General features: G+C 63.9%; 24 protein-coding genes. 8 read left to right on the plus strand and 16 right to left on the minus strand.

What is annotated here, in order from left to right:
- Positions 1 to 100 precede the first annotated feature (100 nt).
- The 3 genes from IVB05_RS31070 to IVB05_RS31080 form a co-directional block, all read right to left on the minus strand.
- Positions 101 to 1,000, minus strand: a complete 900-nt coding sequence (locus tag IVB05_RS31070; protein ID WP_247779839.1) for an MlaD family protein — start codon at positions 998 to 1,000, stop codon at positions 101 to 103.
- Positions 1,001 to 1,114: 114 nt separating this feature from the next.
- Entirely contained in the window at positions 1,115 to 1,885 is a 771-nt protein-coding gene (locus tag IVB05_RS31075; protein WP_247779840.1) for an ABC transporter ATP-binding protein, read from the minus strand.
- Between the two features lie 2 nt (positions 1,886 to 1,887).
- Positions 1,888 to 3,021: an ABC transporter permease gene (locus IVB05_RS31080; protein WP_247779841.1), complete on the minus strand. Its 1,134-nt coding sequence runs from the start codon at positions 3,019 to 3,021 to the stop codon at positions 1,888 to 1,890.
- A 144-nt stretch (positions 3,022 to 3,165) separates the two neighbouring features.
- Here IVB05_RS31080 and dgcA point away from each other — a divergent pair, with 144 nt between their 5' ends.
- Positions 3,166 to 4,161, plus strand: coding sequence for an N-acetyl-D-Glu racemase DgcA (gene dgcA, locus IVB05_RS31085; protein WP_247779842.1), 996 nt, complete (start codon positions 3,166 to 3,168; stop codon positions 4,159 to 4,161).
- On the opposite strand, the gene IVB05_RS31090 is transcribed toward dgcA, so the two are convergent.
- Complete coding sequence (locus IVB05_RS31090) at positions 4,131 to 5,330, minus strand: MFS transporter (RefSeq protein ID WP_247779843.1); 1,200 nt, start codon at positions 5,328 to 5,330, stop codon at positions 4,131 to 4,133. The two genes, dgcA and IVB05_RS31090, sit on opposite strands and share 31 nt — an antisense overlap.
- A 76-nt stretch (positions 5,331 to 5,406) precedes the next feature.
- Between IVB05_RS31090 and IVB05_RS31095 the strand changes: the two genes are divergently transcribed.
- On the plus strand, positions 5,407 to 6,654 hold the full coding sequence (locus IVB05_RS31095; protein WP_247779844.1) for a hypothetical protein: 1,248 nt from the start codon (positions 5,407 to 5,409) through the stop codon (positions 6,652 to 6,654).
- A gap of 165 nt (positions 6,655 to 6,819) precedes the next feature.
- Complete coding sequence (locus IVB05_RS31100) at positions 6,820 to 7,761, plus strand: diacylglycerol kinase family protein (protein ID WP_247779845.1); 942 nt, start codon at positions 6,820 to 6,822, stop codon at positions 7,759 to 7,761.
- 30 nt (positions 7,762 to 7,791) lie between these two features.
- Here the strand turns inward: IVB05_RS31100 and IVB05_RS31105 are convergent, their stop codons facing one another.
- From IVB05_RS31105 to glsA, 5 genes are all read right to left on the minus strand, one after another.
- A complete protein-coding gene (locus tag IVB05_RS31105) occupies positions 7,792 to 9,192 on the minus strand; it encodes an amidohydrolase family protein (RefSeq protein ID WP_247779846.1) in 1,401 nt (466 codons plus the stop codon).
- Positions 9,193 to 9,288: 96 nt separating this feature from the next.
- On the minus strand, positions 9,289 to 9,858 hold the full coding sequence (locus IVB05_RS31110; protein ID WP_247779847.1) for an HdeD family acid-resistance protein: 570 nt from the start codon (positions 9,856 to 9,858) through the stop codon (positions 9,289 to 9,291).
- A gap of 27 nt (positions 9,859 to 9,885) precedes the next feature.
- Complete coding sequence (locus IVB05_RS31115; protein ID WP_247779848.1) at positions 9,886 to 10,029, minus strand: hypothetical protein; 144 nt, start codon at positions 10,027 to 10,029, stop codon at positions 9,886 to 9,888.
- A 204-nt stretch (positions 10,030 to 10,233) separates the two neighbouring features.
- Entirely contained in the window at positions 10,234 to 11,883 is a 1,650-nt protein-coding gene (locus tag IVB05_RS31120) for an MFS transporter (protein ID WP_247779849.1), read from the minus strand.
- A gap of 74 nt (positions 11,884 to 11,957) precedes the next feature.
- Positions 11,958 to 12,956 carry a glutaminase A gene (gene glsA, locus IVB05_RS31125; protein WP_247779850.1) on the minus strand — a complete coding sequence of 333 codons (999 nt, stop codon included), beginning with the start codon at positions 12,954 to 12,956 and terminating at the stop codon, positions 11,958 to 11,960.
- A 553-nt stretch (positions 12,957 to 13,509) separates the two neighbouring features.
- Between glsA and IVB05_RS31130 the strand changes: the two genes are divergently transcribed.
- The gene (locus tag IVB05_RS31130) at positions 13,510 to 14,031 is read left to right on the plus strand and encodes a DUF1269 domain-containing protein (RefSeq protein WP_247779851.1); all 522 of its coding nucleotides are present in this window, start codon (positions 13,510 to 13,512) and stop codon (positions 14,029 to 14,031) included.
- A 33-nt stretch (positions 14,032 to 14,064) separates the two neighbouring features.
- Positions 14,065 to 15,795: a metallophosphoesterase gene (locus IVB05_RS31135; protein ID WP_247779852.1), complete on the plus strand. Its 1,731-nt coding sequence runs from the start codon at positions 14,065 to 14,067 to the stop codon at positions 15,793 to 15,795.
- Here the strand turns inward: IVB05_RS31135 and IVB05_RS31140 are convergent.
- Complete coding sequence (locus tag IVB05_RS31140) at positions 15,792 to 16,826, minus strand: AI-2E family transporter (protein ID WP_247779853.1); 1,035 nt, start codon at positions 16,824 to 16,826, stop codon at positions 15,792 to 15,794. The genes IVB05_RS31135 and IVB05_RS31140 overlap by 4 nt on opposite strands.
- A gap of 172 nt (positions 16,827 to 16,998) precedes the next feature.
- On the opposite strand from IVB05_RS31140, the gene IVB05_RS31145 reads away from it, so the two are divergent.
- On the plus strand, positions 16,999 to 18,660 hold the full coding sequence (locus IVB05_RS31145) for a caspase family protein (RefSeq protein WP_247779854.1): 1,662 nt from the start codon (positions 16,999 to 17,001) through the stop codon (positions 18,658 to 18,660).
- 72 nt (positions 18,661 to 18,732) lie between these two features.
- Here IVB05_RS31145 and IVB05_RS31150 read toward each other — a convergent pair whose 3' ends face one another.
- The 4 genes from IVB05_RS31150 to thiD form a co-directional block, all read right to left on the minus strand.
- Positions 18,733 to 19,722, minus strand: coding sequence for a threonine/serine dehydratase (locus IVB05_RS31150; RefSeq protein ID WP_247779855.1), 990 nt, complete (start codon positions 19,720 to 19,722; stop codon positions 18,733 to 18,735).
- A 53-nt stretch (positions 19,723 to 19,775) separates the two neighbouring features.
- Positions 19,776 to 20,834 (minus strand): glycosyltransferase family 1 protein, encoded by a 1,059-nt coding sequence (locus IVB05_RS31155; RefSeq protein ID WP_247779856.1) that lies wholly within the window; start codon positions 20,832 to 20,834, stop codon positions 19,776 to 19,778.
- A complete protein-coding gene (locus IVB05_RS31160; protein WP_247779857.1) occupies positions 20,831 to 21,643 on the minus strand; it encodes a UDP-2,3-diacylglucosamine diphosphatase in 813 nt (270 codons plus the stop codon). Before IVB05_RS31160 ends, IVB05_RS31155 begins: the two co-directional genes overlap by 4 nt.
- 291 nt (positions 21,644 to 21,934) lie before the next feature.
- On the minus strand, positions 21,935 to 22,735 hold the full coding sequence (thiD, locus tag IVB05_RS31165) for a bifunctional hydroxymethylpyrimidine kinase/phosphomethylpyrimidine kinase (RefSeq protein WP_247779858.1): 801 nt from the start codon (positions 22,733 to 22,735) through the stop codon (positions 21,935 to 21,937).
- 146 nt (positions 22,736 to 22,881) lie between these two features.
- On the opposite strand from thiD, the gene IVB05_RS31170 reads away from it, so the two are divergent.
- Entirely contained in the window at positions 22,882 to 23,127 is a 246-nt protein-coding gene (locus IVB05_RS31170; RefSeq protein ID WP_029583462.1) for an Lrp/AsnC ligand binding domain-containing protein, read from the plus strand.
- Positions 23,128 to 23,201: 74 nt separating this feature from the next.
- Positions 23,202 to 24,275 (plus strand): Ldh family oxidoreductase, encoded by a 1,074-nt coding sequence (locus tag IVB05_RS31175; protein WP_247779859.1) that lies wholly within the window; start codon positions 23,202 to 23,204, stop codon positions 24,273 to 24,275.
- 105 nt (positions 24,276 to 24,380) lie between these two features.
- Here the strand turns inward: IVB05_RS31175 and IVB05_RS31180 are convergent, their stop codons facing one another.
- Both IVB05_RS31180 and IVB05_RS31185 read right to left on the minus strand, forming a co-directional pair.
- Positions 24,381 to 24,836, minus strand: a complete 456-nt coding sequence (locus tag IVB05_RS31180) for a DUF6665 family protein (RefSeq protein WP_247779860.1) — start codon at positions 24,834 to 24,836, stop codon at positions 24,381 to 24,383.
- Between the two features lie 31 nt (positions 24,837 to 24,867).
- Positions 24,868 to 26,061, minus strand: a complete 1,194-nt coding sequence (locus IVB05_RS31185; RefSeq protein ID WP_247779861.1) for a LanC-like protein — start codon at positions 26,059 to 26,061, stop codon at positions 24,868 to 24,870.
- Between the last annotated feature and the right edge of the window lies 1 nt (position 26,062).

Below are 26,062 nucleotides of genomic sequence, written 5' to 3' on the forward strand. Positions count from 1 at the left end.
CTTCCTATGGAACGTTCGAAATCCCAGACCATTTTGGTCTCCGGCACCTTGCCATCCTTGTTTAGGTATATTCTTCGTTCAGCGCGATGCCGCCCCACCCCTACTGCCGCTTCTGTCCGCTCGGCGCCGGCCTAGCCGCGTTCGCCGCGGGCGCCGGTCTGGGTGGTGCCGCCTCCGCCGCCGGCGCGGAGTTGTTGCTTCCGCCGAAGATCACCCGGGTCGGGTTGCGGTCGAAATTGTTCACGGCGCGGCTGATGTCGGAAAGGGTGCGGCGGCCGTCGGCCATCAGCGCGCCGGACCGCTTGTCGAAATCCTCGGCGAGTTCGCGGATCGACTTCACCATTAAATTCAATTCGCCGCCGGCGGCGCCGCCCGCGACGGTGTTCAGCCCGAGCATCAGACTGTCGGCCTTGCCCATCACGCCATCGACCCGAAGCATGACGTTGTCGATCTTCTCGGAGTTGCGCGCGAGTGCGGCCGTGAAGGTTTCGAGATTCCGCAGCGAGTTCTTCACGGATTCCTGGTTGTCGGCAACGATCCGGTTGACGTTCTGCAGCGTGGCGCGGATGGACTCCGTCACGTCCTGCAGCGCGCTCGGATCGGCTGTCAGCATCGGAACGCCGTCCTCGTCGAGCGGCACGGCAGCCGCGTTTTCCTCGCCGCCCTTCAGCGAGATCGCCGCGACGCCGGTCAGTCCCTGGAATTCGAGGCCGACGAGCGTGTCCTTGCGGATCGGGGCGTTGTTCTCAACCATCGCCAGTGCGACCACCCGCCGCGGGTTGTCGAGCTTGACCGACACAACCTCCCCTATCCGGATACCGTTAAAGTTGACACTACCACCGTTGCGCAGGCCGGACGCCGGGCCTTCGAACACGATGCGGATCGGACTGCGCTGCTTGGTGGTATGCAGGCTCTGAAACCACAGCACGAAGCCGAACGCGGCGGCGATCACCGCCAGCGTGAAGGCCCCGATCAGGACGTAATTCGCCCGCGTTTCCATAACTCAAGGTACTCCGGAACCTGGGTCTGTTCAGCTTCGCCGATCAGACCTGTCATTTATCGCTTGTTTGAGCATGATCTCATCAAAAACCGGTGCCCGCTTCGTGATCGTGCTCTAGCCTATGACCGCGCGAGCGCGCTTGCCGTGAAAATATTGCCTCAGCCAGGGATGCAGCGAGGCCTGCATGTCGGCAATCGATCCTGCTGCAATGATCTTACCGTTCCCTAAAACCGCGATGCGGTCGCAGGCCGTATAAAGGCTGTCGAGATCATGGGTTACCATGAAAACCGTCAGGCCCAAAGTACGCTGCAGGGTGCGCACCAGCTCGTCAAAATCCCCGGCGCCGATCGGATCGAGGCCGGAAGTGGGCTCGTCCAGGAACACCAGTTCGGGATCGAGCGCGAGCGCGCGCGCCAGCGCCACGCGCTTGATCATGCCGCCGGAGAGTTCGGACGGATAGCGGTCGGCGACCTCGGGCCGCAGGCCGACCATGCCGAGCTTGGCCACCATGATCTCGTCGAGCAGCCGCTGCGAGACCTTGAGATATTCGCGCACCGGAAACTGGATGTTCTGCCGCACCGTGAGCGAGGAGAACAGCGCGCCTTGCTGAAACAGGATGCCCCAGCGGCGCTCGACGCCGCGGCGCTCCGCTGCACTCGCTGCATCAAGGTCGACGCCGAACACTTCGATACGTCCGGCGACCTTCGGCACCAGGCCAATAATGGTCCGCGTCAGCACCGATTTTCCGGCGCCCGAGGGACCGACAAATCCCAAAATCTCGCCGCGCTTGACGTCGAGGTTGAGCCCGTCGAGCACGCGCGTCTTGCCGAACTGCACGGTGATGTCGCGAACCCGGATGATGGCGTCGGAAATTTCGCCCGCCATGGTCACATTCCGATCGATGCGAAGAAGATGGCGAACACGCCGTCCATCACGATCACGAAGAAGATTCCCTTCACCACCGAGGATGTCGTGTGCTGGCCGAGCGACTCGGCGCTGCCCTGCACGGCCAGTCCCTCGACACAGGCGACGATGCCGATAACGGCCGCCATCACCGGCGCCTTGATGATGCCGACGATGAAGTGGTCGATCGAGATGGCGTCGCGCAGCCGCAGCAGGAACGCTTCGGGCTCGACGCCGCCGTAAAGCCACGCCACCAGCCCGCCGCCGTAAAGGGCTGCCATCGCGCCCAGAAACGCCAGGATCGGCAGCGCCAGCACCAGCGCCAGCATCCGCGGCAGGATCAGGACCTCGATCGGGTCAAAACCCATGGTGCGCAGCGCGTCGATCTCCTCGCGCATCTTCATCGAGCCGAGTTCGGCGGTGTAGGCCGAGCCCGAGCGCCCCGCCACCATGATCGCCACCAGCAGCACGCCGATTTCGCGGAGCACCAGCACGCCCAGCATGTCGACCACGAAGATGTCGGCGCCGAATTTGCGGAAATGGAAAATGCCCTGCTGCGAGATGATGCAGCCGATCAGGAATGTGATCAGCACCACGATCGGCACCGCGCGCCAGCACACCTGCTCTAGATGATGGACAGTCGAGGTCAGGCGGAAGCCGCGCGGGCGAATGAGGACATGGCCGGCTGCGGCGAGCACCGCGCCCAGCATCTCGATCAGCCCGATCAAGGTGCCGCCGACGCCGGCCACGCTGCGGCCGATCTGCTCCAGCATGCCCGTGATCGTCACCCTGTCGGTTTCGACGATCGGCTCGGCCTTCACGCGGCGCACCTCGTCGACCAGGCTCGCATAATTGGCCGAGAGCCCGGCGATCTGGGTCTCGACGCCGCCCTTGGTCAGGCTTCGCCGCAGCCGTTCGATCAGCCATGCGCCGAACGTGTCGAGTTTTGACACCTGCGAGACATCGATGAAGATGTTGGGCCGGGTGCCGCCGAGCTTCTCGGCCTCAGTGACCATTCGTTCCAGCATCGGCGCAAAGCGGGCCGTCCACGAGCCGGTCGCGCACAGCGCCAGCGCGTTGCCCCTGGCTATCCGCTCCAATGTCGGGTTGCCGCTCACGATTCCCACCCCTTAAGGCCGGTACGCTACCGATGCAAAACGCCTGGGTTCCGCACGCCGTATTGCCTTGTCGAATCTGCCCCTAACCAGCCATAGTTGGTAGCGGCGGGCAAGCTTGCGGTTCAGAAAATTGCAGATTTTAAAATGACTTCCAGCCTATCTCGAAAGCTTGCCGTCAGCATCGAACGCTGGCCGATCGCGGGCGCTTTCACCATCAGCCGGGGCGCCAAGACCGAGGCCGTCACGGTTGTCGCCACCGTCAGCCATGACGGCGAGAGCGGCCGCGGCGAGTGCGTACCCTACCCCCGTTATGGCGAGACCCCGGAAGCAACACTTGAAGCCCTTAACGCGATGCAGGAACCGCTTGCCAGCGGACTGGACCGAACAGCCCTGCAGGCGGCGATGCCCGCGGGCGCCGCCCGGAACGCGCTCGATTGCGCGCTGTTGGACCTCGAAGCCAAAATCAGCGGTCAGCGGGTCTGGACCCTGCTCGGCCGTCCCGCGCCACGCCCCTGCACCACCGCCTACACGATCTCGCTCGGCACGCCGGAAGCCATGGCGTCAGCCACCGCGAAGGCCGCGCACCGGCCGCTCTTGAAGATCAAGCTCGGCGGCGACGACGATGACGCGCGGATATCGGCGGTACGCAAGGCGGCCCCGGAATCCGAATTGATCGTGGATGCCAACGAGGCCTGGACGCCGGACAATCTCGAATACAATTTGGCCGCCTGCGCCAACGCCGGCGTGACGCTGGTCGAGCAGCCGCTGCCGGCCGGGCGGGATGGGGCGCTGGCGCGTATCAAGCGCCCGATCGCGGTCTGCGCCGACGAAAGCGTGCATGACCGCACCTCGCTCGAAGGCCTTCGCGCGCGCTACGACGCCGTCAATATCAAGCTCGACAAGACCGGCGGGCTGACGGAGGCGCTCGCCATGGCCGATGCCGCACAAGCGCTCGGCTTTGAAATCATGATCGGCTGCATGGTCGCGTCCTCGCTGGCGATGGCGCCGGCCATGCTGCTGGCGCAACAGGCCCGATTCGTCGATCTCGACGGTCCGCTGTTGCTGGCGCGCGATCGCGATGGCGGGCTGCGCTACGATGGCAGCCTGGTCTATCCGCCGGAAGCCGCCTTGTGGGGCTGATGCGAGAGCCGGTCCCGCGCCAGCCAGACCACCAGTCCGCCCAGGGCGGCCATGACAGCCATCACGTAATAGATGCCCTGGCCCCAGGTCTCGTAGATCGTGCCTGACGCGATCGACGCGAGGCCGGCGACGATGCCGCCGCAGGCGGTCAGATAGCCCTGCGCGCGCGCCATCACATGGCCGGGCACGTGCTGCAGCATCAACCCCATGATACCGACCTGCGTCAGCCCGAAGCTCAGCGCATGCGCGAGCTGGACGATCGCGAGAACAGCCAGCGGCGGGTCCTGCGCCGTTATCGCCCAGCGCGCGGCTGCACTCAGGGCCGCGATCATCACCAGCATCGACGGCTGCAGGGTGAATCGCGGCGATAGCGCAAACAGCACGATCTCGGCAATCACGCCCAGGACCCACAGCGTTGCGATCGTCAGCCCGTCATATCCCGCTTGTTGCCAGGCAATCGACGCGAAAATGTAATAGGCGGCATGGCTGCCCTGGATCAGCGCCGACGCCACGATAACAGCGATAAAGCCGCCGTCGCGCAGCAACGCGCTGGCGCTGCCGGTGCCCGGGCGGACCGTCCTGGTGTCGTCCAGCGGCTGCAGCGCGAGGCTCGCCAGCGCCCCGAGCGCGGCGGAACCTGCGATGATCCAGATCAAGTTTCGGGCGGCGATGAGGTCGAGCAGCACCCCGCAGACCAGCGCGCCGAGGACGAAGGCGGCTGAGCCCCACAGCCGCAACGGTCCGTAGTTGAGGCCATAGCGCTTCACTCCCCGCAACGCATAGGCATCCGTCAGCGGCACCATGGGCGTCCACAGGCAGCAGGTCAGGGCGTAGATCAGGAACACCAGCACCGGCAGATGCTGGGTGCCCAGGATGAAAAAGCCCAGGGCGGTGGCAAAGGCGGTCACGATGATGGCCCCGCGCAAGGCCTGACGCCGTTCCGCAAAGCCCGTCACCAGCGGTAGCACCGTAAATCGGGTCACCGGGGGCACGGCCGTGATCAGCCCTATCCAAAACGCGTCAATCCCGACCGCCTTCAACCAGACCGTGAAAAACGGCAGGTGGGTGCCGGTCATGCCGAACAGCGTGCCGTAGAACAGCGCCACCCGCGTCGCGAAACGCCTGGATGCACCTTGAGAAGCTGTGGGGATTTGTGATTCGCTCTGCATCAATTCAATTGCGATTCGGGCAATATCGTGTTGTTTCGTTATCGCAATGCGCGCTGATTTGCGCGAAGAGTTTGACATGGCCGACGAAGCATTTGCCCTTTCGCCGATCTCAGCACGCGCCACGCTGCCGAGGGAGGAGGATTATGCCGCGATCGCCGAAGCCTTCATGGAGACTTCGCGGGGCCGCTGGTTCCTGACCGAATACGCCAAGCGCAACCGCAATGCCGACACCCGCATGGTGCTGGACGCGGTGGCGCGGATCGAGCAAAGCCTCACCGCCCAGCGGGAAGAGACCCTTGAGCGGGAGGCAAGCCTCCAGCGGGAGGAAGGCCTTTCGGCGCAGCAGGCCGCGGAGGCCGTCGCCGCGGCGGCCGCGGCGCAAGAACGCCTGACCGAGGCGCTCGCCGCCATCCGCAGTTCGGTCGAGGCAGCCGAGGAATCGGCGGTGGAAGCGCTCGACAGCCTCGCGCTGGAACAGCGGCTGGCGCCGGTCCGCAAGGGCGCGCGGGTGCTGCGGGAAATCGCCTGGCGGCTGCGGGAAATCGGCAATGACGGGCGGATCTGCGACCTGATCGATTCGCAGGTCACCGTCATCGAAAAGGGCACCGACCAGTTCTCCTCCGAGGAGGCGAGAGCGGCGCTGCGTGCGGCCTTTGCCGCCCTGCAGGGCCGGCTTGTGGAATTCGGCGACGACGACCGCTCCTCACTGGTTGCCGAGACCGAAGCGACGGCGCCCTTCCCGGCCGCACCGGAAATGGCCCCGGCGGCACAGCGATCTGCCGAGACACCATCCGCTTCGCTGGCCACGCCCGCCGAGGCCGCGCTTGCGGCGGTGGAAGCCATGCTGACGCAACCGGAAGCGCCGCCGGCCGCCGAGGTCGCCGCTGTCGAGGAAGCCGCTGTCCAGGAAATCGCGGTCCAAGAAGCCGTTGTCCAGAACGCCGACGCCGAGGACGAGGCGGTCCTCGACATGATCGCGATGGAGATGGGCGCGCCTGATCCGATCAACGACAACGAGATCGCCGAAGCGGCAGCCGAGCAAGCCCGTCTGGCGGAGCCTGCGCCGACCGCTCCCGTGATCGTCGCAAAAGCGCCCGAACCGGTCACCGCGCCGGCGCCGCCGCCGGTTCAACAGGTGGTTCAACCACCCCCGCCGCCCGCCGCGGCGCCTGTGCCACCGGCGCCCGTGCCGGCGGTGGAAGTGTCGCTCGGCTCGACCATCATCGCGAGCGGCATGCTGCGAAGGCCGGTCACGGCGGCCAACGACCCGCTGGCGCCGATTCGGCGCATGAGCCAGGCCGAGAAGATCGCGTTCTTTTCATAAAAGGCCCCCTGCTTGTAAAGACTCTGTGTGTCGCCGCTCGAAGCTCGCAGCTTCCACGACGCGCCCGCAGCATTTTGTTGCATCTGCGAATAGTTCGCTTTCCGGTTGCTTCACGCTTCCGCCGACGTCAAGCTGGCGCGATTGTCTTCGCAAGCGGAGATCGCCGTGAAAACCAGGATCATCGTCAATCCGATGGCGAACAAGGGCGGTTGCGGCAAGCGCTGGCTGCAGATTCGCGCCGAACTTGAAAAGCATCTCGGCCCGATCGATGACGACGACATTGCGATGACCCGCGCGCCCAATCACGCGACGAAGCTGGCGCGGGAAGCGGTCGATGCCGGTTGCCGGCGCCTGATCTCCGTCGGCGGCGACGGCACCTTCAGCGAGATGATGAATGGCGTGATCTCGGACGATCGGCCGATCGTGCCCGACCTCGTGCTGGCGCAACTGCCGGGCGGCACGTCGAACGAACTTTCCCGCTCCTTCGGCCAGCTCTCCTTCGGCGAGGCCAGCAAGGCCATCGCCATGGGCCACACGCGCGACATCGACGTATTCCGCGCCGACGCCAAAGGCTACGCGGGCGGCCAGGTGACGCGCTACGGCTTCGTGCTCGCGATCGTCGGCGCCGCCGCCACGATTTCCTGGCGTGCTCAGCGCGTGCCGCTCCTGAAGCGGCTCGGCCCGCTCAGCTACGTCCTGATGACGGCGTTCACGTCGCTGACCTACAGTCCGCGCCGGTACCGCGTCAGAATCGACGACGAGGCCGAGCAGAACCTGCCGATGTGGTCGCTGATGTTGTGCAGTTTCGACGGCGCGGGCGAAGGCCTGATGCTCGCGCCGGGCGCCGACCCCGGCGACCGCAAGCTCGACCTGATCATGGTCGGCGAGATGGGTCGCTGGGAAAGCCTGACCAAGATCGTTCCCAACCTCGGCGATGGCAGTTATCTCGCGCACCCGAAGGTATCGCGGCGCCACGCGACGCGGATCACCATCGACAGCGATCGCATGGTCCGCGCCGATGTCGACGGCGAAAGCATCGGTCAATTGCCGATGTCGGTCACGGTGCTGCCGTTCCATCTCAAGGTGGCGGCGGTCAATCGAACCTAGCGCGAACTCGCTTCGTCCTCGACATAGCGCTCACCGAGACGCCCGATCTGGTTTGGCCTTGTCACTCCCGACGAGGTTCTTGTGAATCTTCCCGTCCTTCATGATGACGAGAAAGTTCCTGGACGGATCCTCTATCAGTTTAATGTTGTCGATCGGATTGCCGTCTACCAGCAGCAGGTCGGCCAGCGCGCCCTCTTCGACCACGCCGAGCTTGCCCGGATAGGGATTGCGCTTACCGGATAGTGCCAGCAATTCGCCGTTCGTCCCCGTCGCCATGGCGAGCGCTTCGACGGGGGTATACCAACGGACAAGCGAGGCCAGAATTGCCCCTTGGCGCTGGGCCAGCGCAGGGGAGAACAGAACATCGGTGCCCCACGCCGTCTTGAGCTTGTACTTCTTCGCAAACTCGTATGCCTTGCCTATGCCCGGCCAGACCTCATCCGCCTTGGCTCGCTCGACTGAGCCCTCGGAAAGGCCTTGCCTCAACTCCTCGGGGAGCGGCTGCAAGCTCAGCCAGACGCCCTTCTCGGCGATCAGCTTGGCGGTCGCGTCGTCCATGAGGAACCCGTGCTCGATACACTTCACGCCGGCGGCAATAGCCCGCTGGGTCGCAGCCGGCGTAAAGGCATGCGCGACAACGTATGTGCCCCAATTCTCGGCCGCTTCGACCGCGGCTCGCAATTCGGGCTCGGTGAAGGTGACGGCGTCGATCGGACTGAAGGGCGATGACACCCCGCCGCCCGCCGTCAACTTGATCTGGGAAGCCCCCTGCATGAGCTGCTCGCGCACGCGCACGCGGACCTCGTCGGGACTATCCGCGACCATACTGCCGCCGACCTGCTCCATGCGGGCGAGCATGCCGCCGATCGTTCTTGGCAGCTCGGAACGCTGCCGGAAGTCGCCATGGCCGCTGGTGACCGTGATCATGGCGCCGGACGGGTAGATGCGAGGACCGGGGACGAGGCCATCATCAATGGCTTGCTTGAGCCCAAAGCTCGGCCCGCCCACGTCGCGAACAGTGGTGAAGCCCCGCATGAGCGTGTCCGTCGCTTCCGCAGCCGCAAGAAGATTGTTGTAGCCGACGTCGCCCGCTATGGCGGCAGCCGGCGTTGGGCGGATCAACATCGCGTGCCAATGCGCGTCGATCAGGCCGGGCATCAGCACGCCTCCTCCGCCCTCGATGACGACCGTTTGCGCGGCGTCTGCCGTGATCCCGGCGGGCGAGATTTTCTCGATCTTGTTGCCCCTCACCAGGACATTGGACGAGGCTGAAAGCGTGTCGCTCCTGCCGTCGAAGATGCGTACGTTTTGAAACAGGACAGCCGCGCCTTGCTGGGCTTGCGCAGGGAGAAGAGGCAGCAAAACCGGGAGGCTCAAGGCCGCAACGACTGTCAGGACTTTAACGACGCCGGACCATTCTCTTGAGGGCATGTAAAACCTCCCTCCGCGTACGCATGGCACGAAGCGAAAACCGACAAATCGTATTAGGTTCGCCAGTCCTGCCAACCCTCCGGAATCCGAAATCTGCTATGCGCTGTTGGCTGTCCTGGCCGTCGGCAGCCACGCATAGGCCAGCCACCCGATCCCATGAGATATCAGGTCGACGCCGAGCAGGAATCCGAGGACCCACAACCCCGTCATCGGAAATCCCGTCAGGATCACGAGACCGGCCAACACGCCGAATATGCCCGACAGCAGCATGATCCAGCCTGCTTCTCGCCAGTGGCTGATGCCGAGCAGGATGCGAACGAAACCCGAAATCAGCAGCACCATGCCGAGGACGTAGGTGAGGATCAGCGCGCTGGCAACCGGTTGGCCCACCAGTACGATGCCGAAAGCCATGTACAGGATTCCGAGAAGCACCTGCCAGACGAACCCTCCCCATCCCTTGGTCCAGAAGGCGTGGATGATCTCGAAGGCGCCCGCGATGATGGCAACCCAGCCGATGAAGATGGTGCTGACAAGGGTGACGAGCATGATGTCGCCGAGAACCAGGATTCCGGCCCCGATCATCACGAGCCCAAGCAGAACACAAATCCAGAACGGCGGCGCAGGCAGGCTGACCTCCATGCGCGAGCTACTGTCATATGTCGTCATGTCATTCTCCTCGCTACAGCCGCGTACTCAGTGATCACCGCCACCGCCATCCACAGTGGCGACGGCCACGATGCCACCAGCAGACCCAACGGCGCCGCCGCCGATGATGATGGCGCCGGGGATGGCGAATGGGCCGACGCGGCGGCCGGCTAGCCACGGCTTGAGCTTCATGCGTGAAATCGTCGACCTTCTTGCCGAGATCTTTCTGCATCGCGAGCGGCATGGCGTCAGCCAAGTCCGGCATCACGCTTGCGCCCAAGCCAATGGTGACAGCACCGCAAAGAAGCGTCCGCAGTGCACGGCGGCGATCAATTGCATCCATTGTTCTTCTCCTTGCCGGATGCCCCTCTCCCCGCCCCGTCTGCGCGTATTCGATCAACCCGTTCGCAATCGGCTACCCGGCGCATCGCTCGGAATCTCACCCGGCAGGTAGTTCGGTAGCCGGCCTGCCGGAATAATTGCCAGCAGCGCAAGGCCGGCCATGATCAGAAGCCCGATCTTCAGCGCGCGCAGCCGCGCCTCGGTGTTCACGCGCACGGCTTCCTCGACCTGCTGCGGCGAGGCGGTCGTGCCTTCCATCACGCTGCGCAGCCGATCGTTGCTGACGAAGGTGATGTTGCCGAGATCGACCTGGCTCTGGATTTCCTTCGGCAGCACCGGGTTCGCCGCGATGCTGGTCAGCGCGATCGAGCTCAGCAGGCCGACGAGAAGCGCACCTGCCAGCGCCGTTCCGACGGCCGCGGCAAGATTTTGCGTGGTGCCCCGCAACGACCCGACGTCGCCCGCCAGTTCCTTGGGCGAGGCCGTGACCAGCACGTTGAACAGCAGCGTCACCAGCGAACCCTGGCCGATGCCGAACAGAACCAGGCCGAACAGCACCGGAATCTCGCTCCAGTCGTTACGCACGACAAAGGCGAGCCACACCAGGCCAATCGTGCACAGGATAAAGCCGTAGCGGCCGATCTGCCGCGGCGTCAGCCGGTCGTAGACGTTGACGATCAGCATCGCCGTGAAGAACACCGTCAGATTGAACGGCATCATCGCAATCGCGGTCGCAAGCGGCGAGCGGCCTTGCACGATCTGGATGTAGAGCGGCACCGAGAAATTCAGCGCAGCTTCCAACGCGACCACGGCAAACAACGCATAGACCGCGCAGCGCTCTCCCGGCGAGTCGATCACCTCGAGCGCCAGCAGCGGCGTCTTCCCCGCCGCCTGCCGCCGGTGTGTCCACATCAGGAATGCCTGCCCGAGCACGACGCCGAGAACGATCATGACCGGCGCCGGCGAAAGACCGAGCAGATCGAACGGCGCATTGGCGGTCGCGAGCGCAAGGCCCCAGCCGTTCAGATTGTTGAAGCCGAAGCTGATGAGAACGATCGCCGATGCCGCCAGAACGACACCGAAGATATCGATATGCACATCCGGACGGCCGTAGTCGCGCTTGAGACGGAAGCTCAACAGGAAAACGATGGCGGACACCGCAATCAGAATTCCGAACGCCGGGCGCCAGCCGATATAGGTGCCGAGCACGCCGCCGATGACAAACGCAAGCACGCCCGCGGCCGCACGCGCGGAGCCGAGCGCGCCCACCGCCGTCGCCTGTTGCCGTCCGGTATAGTTCTCGGCGATCAGCGCCACCAGCGACGGCACGATGACAGCGCCCGCCGCGCCGCAAAGCGCCTGTGCCATGATCATCAAGGTCGCCGTCGGGCTGAACGTCATCAATATCTGCGATGCGCAGAACAGGACGACGGCGAACCGAAAAACCTGCAGCGCGCCGAACCGCTGGGCAAGCTTTGCACCCAGCATGACGAAGCCGGCCACCAGCATGGAATAGGCCACGATGCCGGTCGCGACCGTCGTCGGCGGCACACCGAAGCTTTTCACCATCCCGCCGAGCGCGACCGGCAGCGAGGCGACGTTGAAGGACATGATCATCTGGCCGAGTGCGATCGCGATCATCGGCACCCATGACTCGCGCGCTTGTTCCCGGATTGCTCCGATCGACATCGAGTGCGTCGCCATGGTGTCCTCCCGAGTTGCTCGGTTTTCGGATCGACCGAGCCATCGGCTCGATCAAGCCGCTCTTTGCATCTGCATCAGTTTTCCGGTTGCGATACGAACAGATCCATTCCCAGCCGCTGCGAGAGGAATTTTGCCGCCAGTTGTCCCTTCACGCTGTTGCCGGCCGCGTCGAGTGGCGGCGCAAAAGTGCCAAAGCCGCCCTTGCCCGGAGAGACCGCGACAATACCGCCACCGATCCCGCTCTTGCCCGGCAGGCCGATGTCATAGAGCCAGTCGCCCGAAGTCTCGTACAATCCCGCGGTAACCATCACCGACAGCGCATAGTGACAGACGGCCGCGTCGACCACGCGCTGTTTGCTGACGGGATTGACGCCGCCATCCGCCAGCGTCGCGCCCATCACCGCCAGATCCCTGGCGCTCACGTTCAGCGAACACTGCCGGGTGTAGAGATCGGTCGCCTGCTGGGCGTCACAATAGATGCGGTCGTAGCTCTGCAGCAGCCGGGCGATACTGCGGTTGCGGTAGTTCGTCTGCGACGCCGAGCTATAGACCTCTTCGTTGAGCGAGAGCTTGCGGCCCGCAAAACGCGACAGCCCGTCGCGAATGAATTGCCATTGACCTTCTGCGGTCAGGCCCGGCACGAGGCTTGTGGTCGCGATCGCGCCCGCATTCACCATCGGATTGGTCCGGCCACCGCCCTGTTCGATGGCGGCGAGCGAATTGAACGGCAAGCCCGTCGCATTCGCCCCCAATCTTGCGCGCGCCTCCTCGGGGCCGATCATCTCGCAAACCAGCGCGAACACGAACGGCTTCGACACGCTCATGATCGAGAATTTATGTTCGGTGTCGCCGGCCTCGTAGACGCGCCCGCTGGTGCCCGCGACGCAGACCCCGAATAGTTCTCTCGGAACCCGGGCCAGCGCCGGATACACTTGTGAATTCTGGCCATCGCCGTTCGACCTGAACCGCATATACGCATCGGAGACCAGCCTCTGCACCATCTCAGGCTCAGGCAGATGTCCCGTCGAAATGTATGGCCGGTCTGTTTGTTCCGAGATCGAGGGCAAGTCCATCGGACTCCTCCACCCGGCTCGAACGATCCTGCTCGCGGATTGTCGAGCCGTTCGGCAACACGAATTGCACGCTGACAAACGGCCCGCATCGACCGCTACAGCTTCTTTCGACTTTCGACGGAGCGTTACGCCTGAGAGTGTATCGAGTCAATCACACAACCTGGAAGTAGGTTTGCGTAGAGTGTGTTCCGCTACAAAACTTTGTGACAAATCGCGGAGTGCGCCCGACGACGCATCGACAAACCTCGGCGAATTAGAAACCTATTTTATCGAGCGCCTGTCACGGTTTGATGAGAGCAATCAGCAAAGCGTGAACCGTTCGCTCGCAAGTTGTGCTACCGTCCATCGAACCGCACGGCCACCGAGCGACCCGGCCGCTCGCCGCTGATGGATCGACGGCTCTGCCGGATCGTCCTCGCCGCCGATGGATTTGCCGGCAGCAACGTCGCGCGTTGCGCAGCAGAAGGAGTGTTGATCCGTCAGAAGCCCCCTGTGCGGCCTACATCCTGTGCGGCCTACATCATGTCCATCATCGAGTTGGGAGGATATCAAGATGTCAGATCTAGTCGCGATCATCTATCCATCCGAGGCAAAGGCCGAAGAAGTACGGCAGCGTCTGTTCAAGCTGCAGAAGGAATATCTGATCACGATCAGCGATGCCGTGATCGCAGTGAAGACGGAGGCCGGCCCGGTCAAGCTGAACCAGCTCGTCAATACGACAGCCGTAGGCGCCGTATCAGGCAGTTTCTGGGGGCTTCTGATCGGCGTGATCTTCCTCAATCCCATCCTCGGTGTCGCCCTCGGCGCGGCGTCCGGAGCGCTCGGCGGCGCGCTGTCGGACTACGGCCTCGATGACGCCTTCATGAAGGAACTCTCCACAAGCATGCAGCCCGGCAATGCCGCGCTGTTCGTGCTCATCAAGAACATGACCCCTGACAAGGTGCTGCGCGAGATCAAGGATGCAGGGGGCACCGTACTCAAGACATCCCTTGACGATACCAAGGAACAGCAACTTCGCGACGCGCTGGCGAAAGCCAGCACCGAGCCGGCCACGCCCAAAACAAACGCCGCTTGAGCGGAGCAACCGAAGTCCGGCACCCGGGACCGCATGCTGATCGATCCGCGCCACGGCGATATCGAGGACGATGCCGCCAGTCCCGGGCAGCGGTCCCTGCTCGCAATCGCCGGGAGCCTGCTGGTCGAAATCAGTTTGCCCAAACTGCTGTTTGCCTGGACGGTGTTGCTGTTGTTGCCTGCAGTGCTTCTGGGTCTGGCTCCGTTGCTGGTCTCCGCCTGGCTTTCAACCTTGTCGGAAAAGCTTGCCGCACTGACCGGGATCGGCACGGCCCTCGCCTTGCTCGCGATCGTCGCGGTGGGATGGATCGGATGGCGACCGCTGTTCCGGATCGCGGAGGTCAATTTCTGGTCGCTCAATGCGCTCGCCGTACAGCCCGGCTACGCGTTCGCCCGCGAGGCGTTGCGTCATTTGACGGAACGGATGTGGAGCAAGAACCTGACCCTCGCCGGCCGGGCGCGGTTGCGCAGCGCCAACTCGGTCGGCGCAGCTATCATGCTGTCGACATGCGCGGCGCTGATCGCAATTGCGGCGTGGCCTGCCTCGCGCTGGACAGGCAGCTGGAACGACCTGATCTTGCTGCATCGCCTCGCCATGCCGACGCTGGCAAATGCCATCGTGCTGCTGTCGGCATATCTGGCGGCCGCATCGCTGGTTTGGGGATTTGCGGATGCCAGCATGCCGCAGCCCGTCGATCTCGCCACATTCGATGCCGCGCCCTCCGGAGGCCGTCGCTGGCGCGTGGCGCATCTGTCGGACTTGCACGTGATCGGCGAACAATACGGCTTCCGCATCGAAAGCGGACGGGCGGGCCCGCGCGGCAATGGCCGGCTCGATCGGGTCCTGGCGCATCTCGCCGCCATTCATGCGAGCGATCCACTCGATCACGTTCTCATCACCGGCGACATGACCGACGCCGGCCGCGCCAGCGAATGGGCCACGTTCCTCGACGCAATAGCGCAGCATCCGGAACTTGCCGCGCGCGCGGTGATGTTGCCGGGCAATCACGATGTCAACATCGTCGACCGCGCCAATCCGGCCCGGCTCGACCTGCCGTTCAGCCCGGGCAAGCGGTTACGGCAAATCCGCACTTTGTCGGCGATGGCGGCCGTGCAAGGCCATCGCGTGCGCGTGGTCGATGCCGTGGGAAAACCGACCGTAACGCTGAACGAGGCGCTCGCGCCGCACCGCGATGCGATCGTGGCGCTTGCGGAGCATGGCGGCTTGCGCCGTGCAGCGGCGCTGCGTGGCCTGTTCGACGACCAGTTTCCGATGATCCTGCCGCCAGAGGCGGAAGACGGCCTCGGAATAGCCATCCTGAACTCCAATGCAGAGACCCACTTTTCCTTCACCAACGCGCTCGGGCTGGTATCCGTCGAACAGACGCATCGTTTCGAGGCGGCGATCCGCCATTACCGGGCAGCACGCTGGATCGTCGCATTGCACCACCATGTGGTGGAGTATCCCATGCCGGTGAAGGCGTTCTCGGAACGCATCGGTACGGCACTGATCAACGGCAGCTGGTTCGTGCGCAGGCTGGAAGCGCTGGCCGGTCGCGCCGTGGTGATGCACGGCCACCGCCATATCGACTGGATCGGCGCATGCGGTTCGTTGAAGATCATCTCCGCGCCCTCGCCGGTGATGAATGCGACCGACGATGCGGCCACGCATTTCTATATTCACACGCTGGCGGCTGGGCCAGATGGACGGCTTGATCTGCTGCCGCCAGAGCGCGTGGAGATTGCCGGCGAGAACGAATCCTAAGGTTTGCCCGGCTTCATCTGATCCGGTCCGCCGAACAGATCGGCGACCCAGCGGCTTGACGGATGCGCGGCGCAGAAGGTCAGAATTGCCAGCGTGATCGGTACGCCGATGAAGGTGCCGAACAGGCCCCACAGGAACGTCCAGAAGAAGATTGAGAACAGCACGACGACGGGCGAAATCGACAACGTCGAGCCGGCCACCCGCGGCTCGATGTAGCTGCCGACCGCGAACTGAATGACATTCAGGCAGACGAAGACGCCGAGGACCGCCGGCCAGCTCTCGAACTGCGTCATCGCCAGCAAGGTCGGGAACAGCGTTGCGACGAAAGGACCGATGAACGGGATATAGTTGAGCACGAAGGCGATCACGCCCCACTCGAATGCGAACGGCAATCCAGTCACCCACGCAAATGCGCCGACCAGCAGACCGGTCACCGCGCTCATCTTCGTCCGCACCAGCAGGTATCTTCGAAATTTCTCCGCGGTCGCGGTGCTACCGTCGAGCAGCACGCGGGCTGCCGTGCGGTTATCCAGCCGCTCGATCTTTTGCCTGATGTTCTCGACTTCGAGAAGCCCGAGCATCACGTAAACCAGCGCGATCACCCAGAAGCTGAGCGTGGTATTGACGCGGGTCGTAACCTGCTGCGTCGCGCGCAGCAGCCAGCCGACGTTGAAGTGTTCGGCCCAGAGCCCCGCGACCGAGATGCCATGGCCGTCCAGCCACGTCACCGTCGCCGAATAAAGCGCCTGGTACCGCGGCAAATCGGCGACCAGCGACCGTCCCACGCGACCAAATCCCCAGGCCGCAAGCGAGGCGAAGCCGAGACAGATCGCCACCGTCGCAACGATCGTGATCGCCAGCGCGGCAAGCTTTGGCATCCAGGACTGCAACTGCTTCTGGATCGGCCACACAATCGCGATGATGAACAGGGCGGCCGCAAGCGGCGCGAACACTTTGCTCGCCTGAGCCAGCGCCGCCGTGACCAGCACCGCCGCGATGATTCCTGTGGTGGTCTTTAGCCCGAAGCCCATTTTGGGTTCCTTCGACCTTTCGGCAACCCGAGATTGTCAGCCGTATCGTGCGGCGGCAAGCATGGAAGTGCCTTCCGCTGCAACCGTGACCGGCGTCACGTACCGCCCTGCTGATGCGATTTAGCGTCCCCACAGCAAATCTCGCCACGAGATTCATTTGAGGAATGCTGCCATGTCCCGTTTTAAGTCAACGCTATTGCGCGCCGGTCTCCTGGCAAGCCTGTTGAGCTTCGGCACCGGCGCAGCTTTCGCCGAAGCCCCCAATGCCGATATCCGCAACGGCATGCAAACGCCGCCGCCAACGGACCAGCGCGTCGCGCTGGTGATCGGCAATTCGAATTACCAGACCGCGCCAAAGCTCGCCAATCCCGGCAACGACGCGCAATCGGTGGCGCAGCTTTTGAATTCCGCGGGTTTCGAGGTCACCCAGGCGACCGACCTGACGCGCAGCGACATGGTCAGGGTCGTGCAGGACTTCTCCGCCAGGGTCGCCGAGCGCGGCCCCGGCACCGTCGCGATGATCTATTATGCCGGCCACGGCGTGCAGGTGGCGGGCGAGAACTATCTGCTTCCGGTCGATGCAAAAATCTCTTCGCCGTCCGATCTCGACGGCAATTCGCTGCGGCTGGTCGACCTGATGGGCACGCTGGAATCCATCTCGAGCCGGATGCGCATCGTCGTGCTCGACGCCTGCCGCAACAATCCGTTCCCGGAGATCAACGATGCGGGACGGGGTCTTGCCATCGTCGACGCGCCGAACGGATCGATCGTCGGTTACTCGACCGCGCCGGGCATGGAAGCGCAGGACGGCGACGGCAACCACAGCCCGTATACCTCGGCCTTCCTGAATGTCGCGCGCGAACCGAACCTGCCGATCGAGCAGTTGTTCAAGCGAGTCCGGCTCCAGGTGAACAACGCGACCAACGGCCGTCAGACGCCGTGGGAAAGCTCGTCGCTGACCTCCGATTTCTATTTCTTCGGCGATACGGCGGTTGCCGCCGGCCGCGCGCCGGATCGCCGCCCGATCATGCAGGCCGCGGCTAATCTGCCGTCGCGTTCGGTGCGCCAGGCCTATGACTACGTACTGTCGGAAGGCTCGCCCGAGCATTATGAGGAGTTCATCCGGCTCTACCCGCATGACCCGCTATGCGACCGCATCCGCGTGTTGCTCGGCAACCTGCAGGTGGCAAAGGCGTGGCACAAGGCGGTGCTCGCGAACTCGCCCTTCGCCTACAAGACGTTCCACGACAATTATTCCAACAGCCCCTACGCCCAGTCTGCGCTGAAGCTGCAGGGTGCGCCGAAGGCGGTGCATCTGATGCAGTTCACGCATCTGGCGAAGCAGTCGCCGTCGTTCAAGCCGGCGAACTTCGGCCACACGCCGACGCTGGGCATCTCCAAGGGCAATCTTGGCGCTCAGGCTCATATGCCCTCGCCGTCGAAGATCGTTACGCTGCCCGCCAAGGGCATGACGACGATCAACCCGGCCAATGGCGGCAACAACAACGGCATTCCAGGCAAGGTCACCACCCTGCCCGGCAAGATCAACCCCACGCCCGTCAATGCGGGCAACCCCGGCAAGGTGACGACACTGCCCGGCAAGATCAACGCCAATCCCGTCAACGCCGGCAAGGGCACGACCTTCCCCGGCAAGATCAACAACCGGGTCACCACCAGACCCATGGTCACGACCAGGCCTATGGTCAAGACCGCGCCGCGTCATTTCAGCAGTGGCATGGGCAGCGGACGTTTCAGCCAGAGCTTCGCAGGCCCATCCCGCGGGTCGTTCGGCGGCGGCCGTTCATTCGGCGGCGGCGGCTTCGGGCGGCGCTGACGGGAGAGCTTCGTACAATTGCGAAACCGGGCAGAGCACACGCTCTGCCCGGTTCCGTTTGAGACGGGATGATCAGGCGACCAGCTTGGCGAACAGGTCCGCGTCGACATTGCCGCCGGAGAGCACGATGACGACGTTCTTGCCCCTGGCGTCGATGCGGCCGGCCAGCAGTGCGGCAAGACCGACGGCGCCGCCGGGCTCGACCACCAGCTTCAATTCCCGATAGGCATAGGCGACTGCCGCGCCGACTTCCTCGTCGGACGCGATCACGCCATTCGCCAGCAGCTTGCTGTTGATCGAGAAGGTGAGTTCGCCCGGCATCGCTGCCATCAGCGCATCGCAGATGGTGCGGCCGGCGGCGTGGTGGGCCTCGCGGTGGCCTGCGCGCAGCGACAGGCCGTGATCATCATAGTCCTTGGGCTCGGCGACGATCACCTGCGCTTGCGGAAACTTTGCCTTCACCGCCGTCGCAACGCCGGCGATCAGCCCGCCGCCCGATGCCGGCGCCACCACGATATCGGGGACGAGCCCGAGCGCCGCCATGTCCTCGGCGATCTCGCGGCCCGCGGTGCCTTGTCCGGCGATCACAAAGGGATCGTCATAGGGGCGCACCAGCGTCGCGCCACGCTTGCTGGCAATGCCGTTGGCGATGGCTTCGCGGTCTTCCCTGTCGCGGTCGTATAGCACCACCTCGGCGCCATAGCCCTTGGTGCGCTCGCGCTTGGTGACGGGCGAATCAGCAGGCATCACGATGGTCGCCTGCATGTGCAGGATCTGCGCCGCCGCCGCCACGCCCTGGGCGTGGTTACCGGAAGAGAACGCGACCACCCCGCCGCTGCGCTTGTCCTGCGGGATCGAGGCCAGCTTGTTGAAGGCGCCGCGGAACTTGAACGATCCGGTCCGCTGCAGCATTTCGGGCTTCAGGAAGACCTTGGTACCGACGCGTTCATTGAGAACGGGGAACGACAACAGCGGCGTCCGCACCGCAAAGGGCGCGACCACCTTGGCGGCGGCCTCGATATCGGCCGCGCCAATGGGTGGATTTTGGATGGATTCTGGCATCCGCCATTTGTATCGCGGTCGCAGACTGGCGAGCAAGACGATTTAGCGTGAACTCAGGCCACGAGATGCGGATTATCAGCCACAAATTCGGCCTCCTCGCCTTCGGACAGGACTGGGCGAACATTCAGGGCATGCTCGACAAAAACCCGCGCAGAGGCCTGCCAGCTGTAGCCAGCGGCGAATTCGACGCAATCTTCCCGCGAAACCTGCAGCGCCTCCAGGCAGGCCGCGCGCAGGTCCTCGTCCAGGACGCCGACCAGCGCCGAGCCGATCACGTCGCGCGGACCGGTGACCGGAAAGGCGGCAACCGGCAGGCCGCTGGCCAGCGCCTCCAGCAGCACCAGGCCAAACGTGTCGGTCTTGCTGGGAAATACGAAAATGTCGGAGGCCGCGTAGATTTCGGCCAGTTCCTCGCCGTGCCTGGCGCCCAGGAAGACGGCATCAGGATATCTCCGCTCCAGCGCCGCGCGCGCCGGCCCGTCGCCGACGATGAGCTTGGTGCCGGGCAAATCGAGGTCGAGGAAGGCCTCGAGATTCTTTTCGACCGCGACGCGCCCGACGCAGAGGAACACCGGCATCGGCAGGCAGAGGTCAGCGCTGCGCGGATGAAACAGCGAGGTATCGACGCCACGCGACCACAGCACCACGTTGCGAAAGCCGCGAATGCGCAATTCGGCCGCCAGCGCCGGCGTTGCCGCCATCACCGCCTGGCTCGGCCGGTGGAAGGCGCGCAGCGCCCGCCATACCCAGGATTCCGGAATCGGCGAACGCGCCGATACATATTCCGGAAAGCGGGTGTGAAAGCTCGTGGTGAACGGCAGGCCGCGCTTGCGGCAATAGCGCCGCACCAATAGCCCGATCGGGCCTTCGGTCGCGATATGAATGCTGTCCGGCTTTGCCGCTTCGATCAGTCGCGCGATTTTTGCCGGATACGGCAGCGCCAGCCGCAGATCGGGATAGCTCGGCATCGCAAAAGTGCGGAACGATTGCGGCGTCAGGAAACTCACCTCGACGCCAAATCCCTTGGCCGCCTCTGCCATCATGGTCAGCGTGCGAACCACCCCGTTGACCTGGGGATGCCACGCATCGGTTGCGACCAGGATATGTGTCATGCGGCGCGCGCCGCGACGCGGGGAACGGGCGCTGCCCTTCGCTGCGGATCGGCCCAGGTGATGATCTCAAACCGGCCGTCCTCATGCTCGGCGAGCGCGGTGCAGCTTTCCACCCAGTCGCCGCAATTCATGTAGCGGATGCCGTGCTCGTCGCGGATGGTGGCGTAGTGGATGTGGCCGCAGATCACGCCGTCGGCGCCGTGACGCCGCGCTTCGCCAGCCAGGGTCTTTTCGAACGCGCCGATATAGTTCACGGCGTTCTTGACCTTCAGCTTCGCCCATTGCGACAGCGACCAATAGGGAACGCCGAACATGCGCCGGAAGAAATTGACGAGGCGGTTCATCTGAATGGCGAAATCATAGGCCTTGTCGCCGAGATGGGCGAGCCAGCGCGCGTTCTGCACCACGAGATCGAAGATGTCGCCGTGGATGACGAGATAGCGCTTGCCGTCGGCCCCCTCATGAATGGTGTTTTCCACCACGTCGATGCCGCCGAAATGCGTGCCGTAATAATTGCGCAGGAACTCGTCGTGATTGCCGGGCACGTAGACGACCTTGGCGCCCTTGCGCGCCTTGCGCAGCATCTTCTGCACGAAGTCGTTGTGCGATTGGGGCCAGTACCAGCTCGACTTCAGCGCCCAGCCATCGACGATGTCGCCGACGAGATAGATGGTGTCGGCGTCGTGGCTTTTGAGGAAGTCCAGCAATCGATCGGCCTGCGAGCCGCGGGCTCCGAGATGAACGTCGGAGATAAACAAGGTGCGAAAACGCCGTTCCGGGCTTTCTTCACTCAAGGAGTCACTACCCATACCTGTTCACCTGACAGATTTCTGTGACAGGGCGATGACTAGTTCACGCCGCGATATTCCCGCGAGAATCAATGCCGCGCCCCTGGACTCGCGGATAGCAGCGCGATGCGACAGGCAAGCGACATGGCGGCGGCAACATTTCGCTGTCGTCCCTGCCTAGTGCGCAATTGCGCACGGGCGCAGGGACCCATACGCCGCGGCTCATCGAGAGGGCAATCGAGTCGACACCTCGCGCAACAACCAACGCAGTGGTTATGGGTCCCTGCGTTCGCAGGGACGACGAGAGATAGGTCAATAAAATTTGTGAAAATGATGGATCGGGCCGTGACCATGCCCGACGCTGAAGCGATCTGCGGCGGCAATCGCCGCGCTGACGAAGGCCTTGGCGTTGCGTACGGCGGTCTCCATATCCTTGCCCTTCGCCAGTCCCGCGGCAATCGCCGAGGAGAGCGAGCAGCCGGTGCCGTGGGTATTTTTTGTGACGATGCGCGGCGCGGCGAGTGCGATGACACCAGAGGAGTCGATCAGATAGTCGATGCTCTCGGCGCCCTCCCCGTGGCCGCCCTTGATCAGCACCGCCTTGCATCCCAGGGCCAGCAATCGCCTGCCTTGTTTCTCGACGGCGGCTTCATCCGCCGCCACGCCTTCGTCGAGCAGCGCTGCGGCTTCCGGCAGATTGGGCGTGATGACCGAAGCCCGCGGAATGAGTTTTGTCCGCAGCGCGTCGACGGCTTCCGTCGCGAGCAGCCGGTCGCCCGAGGTCGCGACCATCACGGGATCGAGCACGACATGCTTCGGCGACCAGCGCGCCAGCCCGGCGACGATAGCATCCATAACCGGGGGCTGCGCCACCATGCCGATCTTGACCGCGCCTACCGCCAGGTCGGAAAACACCGCGTCGATCTGCGCGGTCACGAACTCGGCCGGCACCTGATGGATACCGCTGACGCCCTCGGTATTCTGCGCGGTCAGTGCCGTGATCACGGAGGCGCCGTAGACGCCGAACGCGGCAAACGTCTTGAGGTCGGCCTGGATGCCCGCTCCCCCTGAGGAATCGGAGCCGGCGATGGTGAGCGCGATCGGCGTCGTCATCAAAAGCCTCGTGAGAATGCTGGGTTCAGGGCCATGGCTTGTCCTAAGTGGCTTGTCCTAACGCGGCAGGGCACAGGCGGCAAGCTGGCTTGCCATCCCCCGCGGTTTTTGGCCTATTGGGGCCAACATTTTTGGAGACGACAGCGATGGTTCCCTTCTTCGTCCAGTTCAAATGCAAGCTTGGCCAGTCCTACGCCGTCGCCAATGCGCTCGCGGAGGCCGAGATCGCCTCGGAGATCTATTCCACCGCCGGCGATTACGATCTGCTGGTCAAATTCTACGTCGATAACGACACCGACATCGGCCATTTCGTCAACGAGAAGGTGCAGGTCATTCCGGGCATCCAGGACACCCACACCATCATCACCTTCAAGGCGTTCGGCACGGGCTAGCAAGCGCGCCCCCGCCTGCCCGCAGTCGCCGTCGACTTCGCCCGGCGCGCGGCCACGCCCGCGGGCTTCTGGGAGTGCCTGTCCTGTCCGAGACATCAGTTACGTTTGGCCGGCTGAAGGCCTTCATTGAGCAGGCGCTCACCTCGGTCGGCTTGCCGGCCGCCGATGCTGCAACGGTCGCGGCCCTGATGGCGGCGGCCGACCTGCAGGGTTCGGACGGGCACGGCGTCAGCCGATTGCCGCAATATGTCAGGCGGATCAAGGCCGGCGGCTTCAACGTCCGGCCGAACATCCATGTCGTGCACGAGCACGCCAGCACCGCCGTCCTCAACGGCGACAACGGCATGGGCCACCTCGTAATGAAACGCGCGGCCGAGATGGCGATCGAAAAGGCACGCAGGACCGGATTAGGCTGGGTCAACTCGCAGTTCAGCAACCATGCCGGCCCGGCTTCGCTCTACGCCACGATGCCGCTCGCCCACGACATGATCGGGCTCTACTTCGCGGTCGGCAACGCCAATCACCTTCCGCCCTGGGGCGGCCTCGACATGCTGCTGTCGACCAATCCGATCGCGGCGGCGATTCCCGCCGGCGACGAAAACCCGATCGTGCTCGACATGGCGACGACGGTCGCCGCCTACGGCAAGGTGAAAACCAAGGCGTTGCGCGGCGAGGCCATGCCGGAGGGCTGGATGATCGATCGCGAAGGCAAGCCGCTGACCGATCCGAAACGCGCCGACGAAGGCATGCTGCTGCCGCTCGGCGGCATGGAGGCCGGCTACAAGGGCTACGGCCTTGCGATGATCATCGGCCTGCTCGCAGGCACGCTCGGCGGCGCTGCGATGGGCCGTGACGTCATCGACTTCAATCACGACGACGATAGCGTCACCAACACCGGACAGGCGATCGCCGCGATCAACATCGCAGCCTTCGGCGACATTGCCATCAAGCGAAGCGTCGATGCGCTGGTGCGCGATTTCCGCAACAGCCGGCGCATCCCGGGCGTGGACCGCATCTGGGTGCCCGGCGAACGCAGCCATGAAACGCGCCTCAGGCGGACGAGCCTTGGAATTCCCATAGCACCTGCGCTGCTGCGCGGACTGGACCAGGTCGCCGACGAGGTGGGAATACCGAGACTTGTGAATTAGCGCGTGGACTTATTAGCGCGCAGCTAAATTCGGATGGAAGCGAGTTTGACGAACGCGAGATAGTTGGCGGCGAATTCAGCGGCGACCCGGCACGAAAGGCGAGTTTCAGAACATTGGCGGCAGCGCTGCCTCAATCCCTATGGTCTTCGTCGGATGCATGCTCGGCATGGCCAGTGGCCCCATGCGGGCAACCACTTCGTTCGGCACCCCGTAGACCTGTATCACGTGGTCGATTTTTCTGAGACCGCAGGCCTCGCGCTGCACGACGAAGAGCCACAGCGCATATCCCGCCTGCTCGACGAGACCATCGCGGATTTTTCGATCGGAATTGGCCGTCCGCGGGCATGCGGCAAGTGCCGCCAGCGCGGCCTCCAACCGCCGTCCAAGTCGTCCGAGCGCCGATGCCCTCTCCTCGGCGATCTCGTATTCGAGAGCCGCGTATCCGGAACGAAGCAGATGCATAGGCGCACTCCGAAAAATGACCTGCCGATTGTCTCTCATTTTATTGTTCGGCAGAAAGCCTTTCAAGACAAAATGCTTTTGCTCATTCTTGGCGCGCATTTGCCAACTCTGGCGTGTCGCCGCGTTCGGGTCAGAACCCATCGATCGTCGGGAAGCGAGGCTCCCCCGTGATGCAATCCCAAAGGTAAATTGCAAGGCCGACGTCGCCGGTCCAAAGCGAATACCGTCCGCGGCCAACGGCTATCTGAGCGCCCCGATACTGGACGATCGCCGTCATGGCGAATTGGCGTGCGCGATCGAGCCAGATCGGGTCGTTCGTGCGGCGGTAGAGCTTGAGGAATGCGTAGCCATTCCCGCCCGTGCCGTGGCAGAGGCCCGAGCCCTTGGTAAGTGGTCCGGCGGCCCAGGTGAACCGACCAGCATCCACAAGAAGTGCGTCGAATTCAGGGGTAGCAAAGGGAGCATCCGCAAACGTCGTCACCATACCGGGCGCACCGTGACAATGCTGACAATAGACAGGCGGCTTCGCGCGCTTGCTTCTCGCGCCCCACGTGGTCCCAACTTCAGATTGCCACGCATTTGCTGCGAGGGTCTTCGGTACAAACTCAGCCACCTGCGCTTGCTGCGTCGGCGTCAACCAATCCCACCCGCGCAACAACGGGATGACGTTGCCGGCGAAACCGTGAACGGGCCCGAGCCAACGGTCGCGTTCGCCGTAGAGATCCTGTGTCCATAGTAGACCTTGCGGCGTGTCCTCCAGTTCGGCCAGCAGCCGGGCCGCCTGCATTTCGAACAGGACGCGCCACCGCGTTTCCTGAGTCATTTCGGCCATGTGGATGGCGGCGAGCATGGATCCGGGCATGCCCCACATCAGCTCCCGGATCGGCAGTTCATTATTTGCTTCTGCACGGCTGTGCACCAGATCAGCAAGGCTCGTTGTGGGCGCAAGGCGCATGGCGAGAAGCGCCGAACCCATGTCACCACGGAGCAGCGAGCCATGTTTCTCGTAATCGGTCGGGAAACTGATCTCGAAGTCGGCGATCGTCCGCTCCATAAGCCTCGGAATCGCTGGGCGAAAGTCTTCAGCGACGCGGGTCGCACCGACCCGATGCAAATAATCTAGCGCCCAAATGACTCCAGCTGCGCCCTTGTAGAAACTGGGGTCGCCGTCTTCCTCCCTCTCGCCACTCGGATGACCCGGCCAGAACGTGTTGGGATCGAAATGGGCGATAGCATCGGCTGAAATTTCTTCGATCACCGCCCGGGCAGTCAATTCACTCCAGGCGTCCTGTGTAAGCGCGCGATGTCGATCGAGGACAATCATG

The organism is Bradyrhizobium sp. 170, assembly GCF_023101085.1.
Taxonomy (GTDB): Bacteria; Pseudomonadota; Alphaproteobacteria; order Rhizobiales; family Xanthobacteraceae; genus Bradyrhizobium.

Excerpts from the sequence above, each read along its gene's own strand:
- IVB05_RS31070 (WP_247779839.1), bottom strand. The coding sequence starts at position 1,000 with ATGGAAACGCGGGCGAATTACGTCCTGATCGGGGCCTTCACGCTGGCG.
- IVB05_RS31075 (WP_247779840.1), bottom strand. The coding sequence starts at position 1,885 with ATGGCGGGCGAAATTTCCGACGCCATCATCCGGGTTCGCGACATCACC.
- dgcA (WP_247779842.1), top strand. The coding sequence starts at position 3,166 with ATGACTTCCAGCCTATCTCGAAAGCTTGCCGTCAGCATCGAACGCTGG.
- IVB05_RS31090 (WP_247779843.1), bottom strand. The coding sequence starts at position 5,330 with ATGCAGAGCGAATCACAAATCCCCACAGCTTCTCAAGGTGCATCCAGG.
- IVB05_RS31095 (WP_247779844.1), top strand. The coding sequence starts at position 5,407 with ATGGCCGACGAAGCATTTGCCCTTTCGCCGATCTCAGCACGCGCCACG.
- IVB05_RS31105 (WP_247779846.1), bottom strand. The coding sequence starts at position 9,192 with ATGCCCTCAAGAGAATGGTCCGGCGTCGTTAAAGTCCTGACAGTCGTT.
- IVB05_RS31110 (WP_247779847.1), bottom strand. The coding sequence starts at position 9,858 with ATGACGACATATGACAGTAGCTCGCGCATGGAGGTCAGCCTGCCTGCG.
- IVB05_RS31115 (WP_247779848.1), bottom strand. The coding sequence starts at position 10,029 with ATGAAGCTCAAGCCGTGGCTAGCCGGCCGCCGCGTCGGCCCATTCGCC.
- IVB05_RS31120 (WP_247779849.1), bottom strand. The coding sequence starts at position 11,883 with ATGGCGACGCACTCGATGTCGATCGGAGCAATCCGGGAACAAGCGCGC.
- glsA (WP_247779850.1), bottom strand. The coding sequence starts at position 12,956 with ATGGACTTGCCCTCGATCTCGGAACAAACAGACCGGCCATACATTTCG.
- IVB05_RS31130 (WP_247779851.1), top strand. The coding sequence starts at position 13,510 with ATGTCAGATCTAGTCGCGATCATCTATCCATCCGAGGCAAAGGCCGAA.
- IVB05_RS31135 (WP_247779852.1), top strand. The coding sequence starts at position 14,065 with ATGCTGATCGATCCGCGCCACGGCGATATCGAGGACGATGCCGCCAGT.
- IVB05_RS31140 (WP_247779853.1), bottom strand. The coding sequence starts at position 16,826 with ATGGGCTTCGGGCTAAAGACCACCACAGGAATCATCGCGGCGGTGCTG.
- IVB05_RS31145 (WP_247779854.1), top strand. The coding sequence starts at position 16,999 with ATGTCCCGTTTTAAGTCAACGCTATTGCGCGCCGGTCTCCTGGCAAGC.
- IVB05_RS31150 (WP_247779855.1), bottom strand. The coding sequence starts at position 19,722 with ATGCCAGAATCCATCCAAAATCCACCCATTGGCGCGGCCGATATCGAG.
- IVB05_RS31155 (WP_247779856.1), bottom strand. The coding sequence starts at position 20,834 with ATGACACATATCCTGGTCGCAACCGATGCGTGGCATCCCCAGGTCAAC.
- IVB05_RS31160 (WP_247779857.1), bottom strand. The coding sequence starts at position 21,643 with ATGGGTAGTGACTCCTTGAGTGAAGAAAGCCCGGAACGGCGTTTTCGC.
- thiD (WP_247779858.1), bottom strand. The coding sequence starts at position 22,735 with ATGACGACGCCGATCGCGCTCACCATCGCCGGCTCCGATTCCTCAGGG.
- IVB05_RS31170 (WP_029583462.1), top strand. The coding sequence starts at position 22,882 with ATGGTTCCCTTCTTCGTCCAGTTCAAATGCAAGCTTGGCCAGTCCTAC.
- IVB05_RS31180 (WP_247779860.1), bottom strand. The coding sequence starts at position 24,836 with ATGCGCGCCAAGAATGAGCAAAAGCATTTTGTCTTGAAAGGCTTTCTG.
- IVB05_RS31185 (WP_247779861.1), bottom strand. The coding sequence starts at position 26,061 with ATGATTGTCCTCGATCGACATCGCGCGCTTACACAGGACGCCTGGAGT.